Here is a 9,111-nt window from a genome sequence, read left to right on the forward strand (position 1 = left end):
CAAACCTTTGGAAAATTGAAATAGTTCTGAGAAAATTATTTATTTTTTATTTTTTATTTGTAGGTTTTTGTATGATTCGGTATGATTTTGAGTGGAATCGCTTACATTCATATTCTTAATAAACTTGAAGGGGTGTATGGGATGAAAAAACTAAAACTTGGGTTAGCTTGGCAGATTGTAATTGGTCTCATTTTAGGTATCGCAGTTGGAGCTGCCTTTTATGGAAATCCAAATATTGAAGGATACCTAAAGCCGATTGGAGATATTTTTATTCGTTTAATCAAAATGATTGTTATTCCTATTGTTGTCTCAAGCTTAATTGTCGGTGTTGCCGGCGTTGGGAATATGAAAAAGCTTGGTAAACTCGGTGGTAAAACGATTTTATATTTTGAAATCATTACAACTATTGCCATTCTTGTTGGATTGCTAGCGGCAAATATCTTTCAACCCGGTAGCGGCGTTGATATGTCATCATTACAGAAAACAGATATCGGAAGCTATATAGAAACAACCGAAACGACGAAAAGCCACGGTTTTGCTGAAACTTTCGTCAATATCGTTCCGCCAAACATTATTTCAGCAATGACAGAAGGAAATATGTTAGCCATTATTTTCTTCTCTGTTTTATTCGGACTAGGTGTGGCAGCGATAGGTGAAAAAGGAAAACCAGTCTTAAAGTTTTTCGAGGGTACAGCTGAAGCAATGTTCTATGTGACAAATCTAATCATGAAGTTTGCTCCATTTGGTGTATTTGCATTAATTGGTGTAACGGTATCAAAATTCGGTGTCCAATCACTGATTCCATTAAGTAAGTTAACGATTCTTGTTTATTCAACGATGATTTTCTTTGTGTTAGTTGTTTTAGGACTTGTTGCAAGATGGGCAGGCATTAACATTATTCATTTTATTAAGTTATTAAAAGATGAACTGATCCTTGCTTATTCAACGGCTAGTTCTGAGACTGTTTTACCTCGAATTATGAATAAAATGGAGAAATTCGGATGCCCTAAAGGAATCACATCGTTCGTTATCCCAACAGGATATTCTTTCAACTTAGATGGTTCTACGTTATATCAAGCATTAGCGGCCATTTTTATTGCACAAATGTATGGTATTAATTTATCGATTAGCGACCAAATCTCATTAGTACTTGTATTGGTAGTAACATCTAAAGGAATTGCAGGGGTTCCCGGAGTGTCGTTTGTTGTATTGTTGGCAACGCTCGGTACAGTTGGAATTCCGGTAGAAGGATTAGCGTTTATCGCAGGTATTGACCGTCTTTTAGATATGGCGAGAACAGCAGTTAACGTAGTAGGTAACTCGCTTGCGGCAGTTGTTATTTCTAAATCAGAAGGTCAATTCGATAAACAAAAAGCGCAAGCTTATATTAAATCACTTGATTCAGATAAGCAAACAAATGCAGCATAATCTTTCTTAACATCATAATTGAGTAGACCTAGATTCACCGACTACTGCATTACAGGCATTGACTACATTTCTACAACCTTCTCGCTTTTTCAATATGAGATCAAGCTCTACTTCTAGTAATCAACTAAATATATATAACAACAAGTAAACGTTGAAATTAAAAGCCTGTATCTTCAAATACCAAGTAATTTTCGATACAGGCATTTTTTATCTATTAACGTTGTTATGTTTAAACTGACAAAAAAGAGAAACTCACAGGATAAAGAGTTTCCCTAAAAAATAGGTGATATTGGTAAAAAAGAAAATGTAACTGTACTTTATTATATAAACATTATTATGTATTGTATTAGTTATTCGCCTTTCTTGTTGGCTATCTTTTCCAGCGTTATATAACTAAAGCAATACGTTCGTTACATAAGAAAAGCCTTAGTCAACCCTGTATAGGCAATTTCATATTCTGATTTCTCGTTCCAAAACCTAATGCAATCGCGGCGCCAATACAGCAAAAAAAGCAACCAGCAAACAAATACACTGATGGATCAGACTCACCAATTAAAACAGAGGCCACTCCACCAATTGCAGGGAAAAGGGCGACCATATAGCCACTTTGAGCTCCTCCAATTTTTTCTACTAGCTTCAAATAGAATAACCATGCAGCAAAAGAAGCAACCAGCGTTAAATATAGCAACGCAGATAAGTACGTAAAAGATGTTGGAAAAATAAATTCTTTCCCTTGAAACAATATTATTGCTCCCATCAATAAACTGCCCACTGTAAATCCAATTGCATTTGCATAAATGGGATCAACCTTGCGATTTGCATTTCTTGCCGAGCAGGCGTCACCAACTGCTGTTAGGAGAGTACCTAGGAAAGCGAAAATAATTCCTTTTATGTCATGGAACCCTTGAAAATTTTCCAGTGTGGGATAAATTAGAATACATACTCCCACTACACCAAGAATACCTCCAATTAGAACTCGCGAATGTAATTTTTCTTTTAAAAAAATCCGGAGAGCAATCGGAGTTAAAATAACTTTTAAAGAAAATACCAATGTTACGATTGCTGCAGAACTCAAAATTGTAGCATAATAAAGGCAGAGATAGCTTAATGCAAAGTTACATATACCAAACGCCACTACAAACGGTATATCTTTTCTTGTTGGTCTCCCCTTTGGGCGAATGAACCAAACAAGAACCAAAAATAAAAAGGCTGTCATAACAAGTCTAAAAGTTAAGGATAATTCCAAGCTTACTGGAGTTCCTTGAATTTTTACGGCAATAAAATTAAGTCCCCATACAATCAAGCAAAAAATATACATAAATTTTATCATTAATATTACCTCTTTCTATTGTTCCTTCAGTAATTGTAACAAATCAAACTAAATTATTTCAAAAGATTCTCATTTTATTTCTTTAAATAAATTGCTTTTTAGTTCAATAAAAAAGCGACTTTCTATTGAAGTATTGCATGCGTTAGTTATAAAAAAAGAGAATTCCTTACTGGAGGATTCTCTTTTTTGGGTTACTTTATATATTGGGCAAAGGCAAACAAGCTTGTAAAAAGAGAGAAACTTACAGGATAAGTTTCTCTAAAAAATAGGTGATATTGGTAAAAAATTAAAACAAGAAATGTAATATTATTTTATAAAAATTAATATCAATTGTTCTAGTTATACGCCTTTTAATTTGGAAAATTATGTAACTAAACTGCCATTTAGCCACCCATGCAGCGCAAGCACTGCACCACAGCGAATGAAAATGTATGGAAAGTGTCTATACTGATACTGACTTTGATCCAGTCAACTGTAATCACTAGGCTTTTTTGTTAACTCTACTCTTTTTTTTAAAGATTGAGCAGAGTTTTCTTTAGTATTGTCATTTATCTATTTATGAAGAAACTAATTTTCATGGTAGACATACATGCCGCATTGGCGGCACCATCAAATGTATGAAATCAGTAATTTTCAGGATAGTTTAATAAGGTCCACTTACCAAAAAAGTATTTTATACTTTCTAATCCATTAAGAAAACCACCTAAAAAAGGTGGCTTTAAATATACTTCCGATGAATATTCTTCCCATCATAACTAAACAACACAGACTTATTCTCAATATTCGTTTCTAAATGAACCCCTCTACCCCACAACTGATGAATATATGGCATTACCTTCTCAACATACTTCACATCTAGTTCCATATGTTCATAGGAATGCTTCAAATAAAGCTCTCCATTTTTTAAATAATCGCCCTCTTGTACAACAATATAAGGGAATCCGCCATTTACTCGACTAACTACCAGTTGATCTCGTACATTCTCCCATGCCTTATCAGTAACTTTATATTCTTTACCTTGTCTTTGGAATAGATACATATCTTCGCGCATGACAAGGTCTTTCGTTAAGTAGTTTCGTATAAATGAGCTATCAGATTCTAACTCTCGTACTTCAAACATTTTTTCTCTTCCGCTACCAGGTTTAACGCCTAATTCTTTCATTTCTTTTGTCGGATTATTATATCGCTCTTCAATATCTTCAAACATTCTTAGTCCTAAATAATACGGATTAATGCTTGTTTTTGACGGCTGAACTACTCCTGCATTAAGCTTTGCGTATTCAATTGCTTCATTTGAGTCAAGATTTAGTTCACGCATAATTCTTATATGCCAATAACTTGCCCAGCCTTCATTCATAATCTTCGTTTCAAACCACCACCAAAAATAGACCATTTCTCCTGAAAAATATAATTTTAAATAACTAAAAAAATAGATGCCAATAAAGAAAGCGAAGAATGCCTTCTAACAATTTAAAATTATTCAAATCCTCTTTTGGTCTTAATTTCCCTTACTTCCATTTCCTCTTTGTTACCAAGAAAGAAAAAAACCCTCAACGCCAATAGCGTCAAGGGTTGATTTGATTAATATACTGACATGTATTGATCTCTTTCCCAAGGGTGAACTTGAGTACGGAAGATGTCCCATTCGATTTCTTTTGCTTCTACAAAGTGTTCGAATAAGTGTGATCCTAGAGCACCAACGATTACTTCGTCAGTTTTTAATAGATCTAATGCAGCTGCTAAAGTTGCTGGTAAATCGATGATTCCAACTTCTTCACGCTCTTCTTTAGACATAACGTAAATGTTACGGTCTACTGGAGCTGGAGCTTCTAATTTATTTTTGATTCCGTCTAAACCTGCTGCTAATAATACTGATAACGCTAAGTATGGGTTTGCTGCCGGGTCAACTGAACGTACTTCTACACGTGTGCTTAAGCCACGAGATGCAGGAATACGAATTAGTGGACTACGGTTTCTTGCAGACCATGCAACGTAACATGGAGCTTCATAGCCAGGTACTAAACGTTTGTATGAGTTTACAGTTGGGTTTGTAACAGCTGTAAAGTTTGGAGCATGTTTTAAGATCCCTGCGATGAAGTGGCGTGCAGTTTCACTTAAACCTAATTCACCAGTCTCATCGTAGAATGCGTTTTTACCATTTGTAAATAATGATAAGTTACAGTGCATACCTGAACCGTTTACACCAAATAATGGTTTTGGCATGAATGTAGCGTGTAAACCGTGTTTACGAGCGATTGTTTTTACAACTAATTTAAATGTTTGAATGTCATCACAAGCTTTGATTGCACCAGCATATTTGAAATCAATTTCATGTTGCCCTGGAGCTACTTCGTGGTGAGATGCTTCGATTTCAAAGCCCATTTCTTCAAGTTCAAGAACGATATCACGACGGCAGTTTTCACCTAAATCAGTTGGTGCTAAGTCGAAGTAACCACCTTTATCATTTAACTCAAGAGTTGGTTCACCTTTTTCATCTAATTTAAATAAGAAGAATTCTGGCTCAGGCCCTAAGTTGAAATCTGTGAAGCCTAGAGCTTCCATTTCTTTTAACATACGTTTTAAGTTATTACGAGGATCTCCTTCAAATGGAGTGCCATCTGCATTGTAAATATCACAGATTAAACGAGCTACTTTTCCTTTTTCAGCAGTCCATGGGAATACTACCCAAGTGTCTAAATCAGGAAATAAATACATATCTGATTCTTCGATACGAACGAATCCTTCGATTGAAGAACCGTCAAACATCATTTTATTGTCTAAAGCTTTTTCAAGCTGACTTACTGGAATTTCAACGTTTTTGATAACCCCTAGTAAATCCGTAAATTGTAGACGTATGTACTTTACGTTTTGTTCTTTTGAAATACGGAAAATATCTTCTTTTGTAAACTTAGCCATTATAAAAGTTCCCCTTTCGTATGCAACAAACAAAATTAGTCTAACACACTTTAAAATAGAAAAGTAGAGATATCCTACTTCCACTTTTCTATTTTTTATTTTAAGTTTAGTGATTAGCAGTTTAAATATGTTTCTTTTTCCCATTCTGATACACGTAATCGATAAGCATCCCATTCCTCTTTTTTGTTTTGAAGGAATGAATAAAATACGTGTTTCCCTAATACCTGCTGCAGGAATTCACTGTTTTCAAGTTCTGTAACTGCTTCAAGTAAGCTTCCAGGCAATGTTTCAATACCTTCTGCTTTTCTAGTTACGTCATCCATCAAATACAGGTTTTCACTACGTTCGACTGGAGGTGTTAATTTTCTTTCAATACCATCCAAGCCGGCTGATAATAAAACAGCTAAAGCTAGATAAGGATTTGCAGATGGGTCTGGATTTCGCACTTCGATTCTTGTACCTGCACCTCTAGCAGCAGGTATGCGAATTGTACATGTACGATTACTTTGTGACCAAGCTACATAAACTGGTGCTTCATAGCCTGGAACTAAACGTTTATATGAATTAACTGTTGGATTTGTAACTGAAGCATTTGCACGAGCATGTGTTAATACACCTGCAATAAATTGTCGTGCTGTTTCAGATAATCCAATTGAATCATGTTGATCATAAAAGGCATTACCATTATCATTTCCTAGACTCATATGACAATGCATACCTGAGCCATTTTCTCCAAAAATTGGTTTTGGCATGAATGTAGCAACTAAACCATTTTTTTCAGCAATTGTTTTAACTGTATATTTAAATAATTGAATATTATCAGCTGTTTGTAATCCTGGTGCGTATTTCCAATCAATCTCATGTTGACCGATTGCAACTTCGTGATGTAAAGCCTCAACTTCTAAACCTAAAGCCTGAAGTGCTTTCGTAATTTCACGTCGTATTGTAACTGTTTTATCTAGGGGGGCTACATCAAAATATCCACCATTGTCATTTGGAACTAACTGATTTCCTTCCTTATTAAATAAGAAGAATTCAGGTTCAGGTCCTACATTAAAGGAAGTAAATCCCTTGTCAGTCGCTTTTTCAATTGCTCGTTTAAGCACATTTCTTGGATCACCTTCAAAAGGTGTACCATTCGGATAATAAACATCGCAAATGAAGAGTCCAACTTTTTCGTTAATGTCGACTTTCCAAGTATTCAAATCTGGGAAAAGCATCATATCACTTGCTTCAATTTTTGTGAATCCGTTAATACTAGAGCCATCAAACATAGTTTCATTATTAAGTATTTTTTCAATTTGTGTGATTGGTAGTTCTAAATGTTTGAATACCCCTTCTACATCTGTGAAAAATAACTGTACAAATTCAAGACTGTGTTCTTCAGCACTATTTAAAATCATTTCCTTTTTCATTTATATTTCCCCCCATATAAATATAAAAGCTAGAATAATCCGGACTTAATCAATAACTTAATGAAAGAATCGAGACATATCTCCTTGTCGTAAAGAAGTTCTACCTAATTTACCATTTTGATATAACTCTTGACGAAGCATTTTTCGAAGCTGTTCATCTGATATTGATTTTTCAACAATGACTTGTTGAACCACTGTTTCTTTGGATTTTTCTGATGATTTTAAATTGAGTACTTCTTTAATTCCTGCTAAATTTAAGCCTTGTTCTATAAAAGTTTTTATCTCTAATAATCGATCGACATCATTGAAAGAAAATAATCTACGATTACCTTCAGTACGAGCTGGGCGAATTAAATCATGCTCTTCATAATATCGAATTTGTCTTGCAGATAATTCAGTTAACGAAATGACTATTCCGATTGGGAAAAGTGGCGTTGAGCGTCTTACTTGATCATTCATAGCAATGCTCCTTTCGTTCATCTATAAGTATTTTATTTCATGTTAGATAATCTGTCAATACGATGTTAGAAAATCTAACATGAAAATATTTGTTTTTATTCTATGCAATATTAGTTAAAATTCTACTACTTTATTAAAAAAAATAATCTCCATTAGTTTGGAGATTAAAACGGTTTGTATTCTCTTCACAAATGATTAAATGCATTATTCTTGAGAATGTCCTTAATTGTAACTTATATGGCAAAAGAGTTTCAGTTTTTAGTTCAACTATCCTGTCACTTACTTTAATAAAAAGACTCATATTAACAGTAAGCTACAACTAACGCTTCATTAGTTAAAGTACATAATTTTACAATTTGACTTAAGTAATTTGTTAAGTTATCATTTTTTTTACTTTACGAGAAAGGCTGAAGATAATGATTCGTCGTTTGAAAAAGTTTAAAAATGTCGCTGTGGTATTACGCTTCTAAGTAAGTTCTAGAATCTACAATACTTAGAAGCTCATTATTATAAAGATTAGGATATTTTTTCATATTATTCTTAAAAAACTCTAAAGAAAAGCTTTCCATTACATCTTTTATCTTTAAAAAAGTTATAGTTAAGTAATCCATTATCAAATGAATAGCCTTTATATAATTGTGTTCTATATTTTTGGAACTCTCAATTGTCAATTGTTGTCCATCGAAGTATTTACCTATATCACTAATAGCGATCCAATCCTCTTTCAAATAAGCACCTTTATTATTTCTAGGATTGTATTTCGTAATTCGATATTTGTACGAATAATCACCTATTCTATGTAAATTTATATCTTATTAATGACAACTATTATATGTTTCTCTCTAGAAACTCATTAAATCTTGTTCATATAACCTGTCATGATATTTCCAGCCATCAAATAACCTTCACTTTTAGTTGCTACTGCCTGAATTAATTCAGTTCTATTTTTCCAATTACCAGGAATTCCAATAATAATTTGTGATTCTGTCATAATATTGACCCCTTTTAAGATTAACAAGTTTATATGGGTTATTCTTAATGATTCGATTGATACATTCATTGCACCACATTTTAAGAGATTACCATTTCTTATTGAACAGTACAGTACTTCCATTTACTTAAAATAAAAAAGCCGTATTTTAACAGCTCATGATCTTCAACAATTGGACTGCGTAAGTTGCATTAGTATGACTTTGTAAAAAAATTAATACGAACAGTATCTGTATCAATAACAAATTAAAATTGAGGCAACTTATGAATCGAATAACAATATTAATAATATTAATAATACAATCCCAATTGGTATCGAAATTAACAATTGCTTCCACTTTTCATAATTAAGAATAACGACTATTATGGATACTAATTCTAATATCCATAAAGAAACTCGTTCACTTATATTTAATGAATTTGGGAAATACATTGCAGTTATGAATAAAAGGATAGTCCAAAATATTGAATATTTAATAATACTTAAAGCCAATTTATAGTGCGCCATAATCCATTCCTTATTTTCTATTTTTTATAAATAATATCATATATTTTTATATTAATATTATATAC

At 33.2% G+C, this 9,111-nt stretch carries 6 protein-coding genes and 2 pseudogenes; 1 reads left to right on the plus strand and 7 read right to left on the minus strand.

Annotated features, from left to right (window positions below):
- Nucleotides 1–141 precede the first annotated feature (141 nt).
- A complete protein-coding gene (gene gltP, locus CN514_RS13505; protein WP_098233043.1) occupies nucleotides 142–1,428 on the plus strand; it encodes a glutamate/aspartate:proton symporter GltP in 1,287 nt (428 codons plus the stop codon).
- A 430-nt stretch (nucleotides 1,429–1,858) separates the two neighbouring features.
- Here gltP and CN514_RS13510 read toward each other — a convergent pair whose 3' ends face one another.
- The 7 genes and pseudogenes from CN514_RS13510 to CN514_RS13540 form a co-directional block, all read right to left on the minus strand.
- On the minus strand, nucleotides 1,859–2,758 hold the full coding sequence (locus CN514_RS13510) for a DMT family transporter (protein WP_098233044.1): 900 nt from the start codon (nucleotides 2,756–2,758) through the stop codon (nucleotides 1,859–1,861).
- Between the two features lie 718 nt (nucleotides 2,759–3,476).
- Nucleotides 3,477–4,154, minus strand: a pseudogene (locus CN514_RS13515) (SpoVR family protein); the annotation flags it as partial.
- Between the two features lie 185 nt (nucleotides 4,155–4,339).
- Complete coding sequence (glnA, locus tag CN514_RS13520; RefSeq protein WP_098233046.1) at nucleotides 4,340–5,674, minus strand: type I glutamate--ammonia ligase; 1,335 nt, start codon at nucleotides 5,672–5,674, stop codon at nucleotides 4,340–4,342.
- A 113-nt stretch (nucleotides 5,675–5,787) separates the two neighbouring features.
- Nucleotides 5,788–7,089, minus strand: coding sequence for a glutamine synthetase family protein (locus CN514_RS13525; protein ID WP_098233047.1), 1,302 nt, complete (start codon nucleotides 7,087–7,089; stop codon nucleotides 5,788–5,790).
- Between the two features lie 57 nt (nucleotides 7,090–7,146).
- Nucleotides 7,147–7,548, minus strand: a complete 402-nt coding sequence (locus tag CN514_RS13530) for a MerR family transcriptional regulator (RefSeq protein WP_056470089.1) — start codon at nucleotides 7,546–7,548, stop codon at nucleotides 7,147–7,149.
- 458 nt (nucleotides 7,549–8,006) lie between these two features.
- Complete coding sequence (locus tag CN514_RS13535) at nucleotides 8,007–8,276, minus strand: hypothetical protein (protein ID WP_098233048.1); 270 nt, start codon at nucleotides 8,274–8,276, stop codon at nucleotides 8,007–8,009.
- Between the two features lie 149 nt (nucleotides 8,277–8,425).
- Nucleotides 8,426–8,539: pseudogene (locus tag CN514_RS13540) on the minus strand (DUF4261 domain-containing protein); the annotation flags it as partial.
- Nucleotides 8,540–9,111: the final 572 nt, after the last annotated feature.

The sequence above is a fragment of the Bacillus sp. AFS001701 genome, from assembly GCF_002559405.1.
Lineage (GTDB): Bacteria > Bacillota > Bacilli > Bacillales > Bacillaceae_G > Gottfriedia.